The organism is Dysgonomonas sp. Marseille-Q5470, from assembly GCF_951230145.1.
In the GTDB taxonomy this organism is placed as follows: domain Bacteria; phylum Bacteroidota; class Bacteroidia; order Bacteroidales; family Dysgonomonadaceae; genus Dysgonomonas.
The window spans coordinates 1-1,064 of sequence record NZ_CATNVE010000029.1 but is presented as its reverse complement, the minus strand read 5'-3'; the positions used below and the strand labels follow the sequence as shown (position 1 = coordinate 1,064).

General features: G+C 42.1%; 3 protein-coding genes. All 3 read right to left on the bottom strand.

What is annotated here, in order from left to right; all coding sequences use genetic code 11:
• The coding region (locus tag QOX35_RS16435; protein WP_283687839.1) for a hypothetical protein at positions 1-295 on the bottom strand (295 nt) is incomplete at its 3' end.
• Entirely contained in the window at positions 285-728 is a 444-nt protein-coding gene (locus QOX35_RS16430) for a DUF1896 family protein (RefSeq protein ID WP_283687838.1), read from the bottom strand. The genes QOX35_RS16435 and QOX35_RS16430, both read right to left, overlap by 11 nt.
• A gap of 142 nt (positions 729-870) precedes the next feature.
• A partial coding sequence (locus tag QOX35_RS16425) for a topoisomerase C-terminal repeat-containing protein (RefSeq protein ID WP_283687837.1) occupies positions 871-1,064 on the bottom strand: 194 nt, incomplete at its 5' end.

Genomic DNA, 1,064 nt, shown 5'->3' with positions numbered 1-1,064 from the left:
TTTTAAGGGAGCTTACATAGCGTTTGTATTCAGCATCATCTTTCGCTCCATTCCGTAACACTTGGTGCAATTCGGTTACCAGAGGGAACAAATCATGCTCCGAGGCTTTCCAATATTGTATATCTTCCTGTTTGGCGGCGGGATTCAACACGGCTTTTATCCCTCCGAAACCGGAATAGGCTGTCAATTTTATTTTTTCCTCATCGGTAGCCTGCCTTTTCTCTTTATCGAGAGCAAAAGCAATGCGTATTGCCTCGATGTTGTCCCGAAGATGGGCTTTCTTATTATAAGCCATTTTCGAGCAGGATTTGTATTTCGCCCGTCAGCTCCGTGTAAAACTGATTGTACTGTGGTGTATCGGCAAAATCATCAGACAAGCTGTATTTTTGAATCGTACCCGTAAGATGAGGTAATAGCTCCATTGCTATGCCTTCGGCTTGTGAAGGGTTTACTTCTTCAGAAAATTCTTCCCAGAGAATAGTTACAAGGGTTCGGTAGGTAGAGAAATACAAACCTTCATACAAGACCTTTGAAGAGGCTTCTTCTGCATAGTCATGGGTATGACCTGCTTTTATAGCTTGGCTATACGTCTTTGCTGCGGCATCACCACGTTCAGCAATGAAGTTGTGGTCAGTGGCTTTGTCGGGGTGTGTATCACGCAGGTAGGATAATAGGGATAGTCGGAAATAAGACAGTTCTGTAACTGTCGTTTTAGTTTTTGTCGCCATATCATTGATTTTTTAGTGGTGAGAAATAGGATGAAAAAAAGGCATCCAGAGCCTTGCCCCGGATGCCACCACTAAAAAATCAATGTTAAACGACTATTCCGAATCGTAGAACAAAGACTTTTCAGTGGCAAAGATAGTGATTTTACTTAGAACGTTTCTTTTTGCTGTCACCTTTGCGTGGTGGAAACTCAAAGACTGTTTTATAGTCCGCATCAAATTTTACGATGGCATCAAAGGTGCTTCCGGTCTTAGAACTAACGAAACCTTTGATTAGAGCAGTCTTCCCATTCATCAGAAGATCGGTTAACTGTCCATCCGTCAATTCTTTTTTAGCAA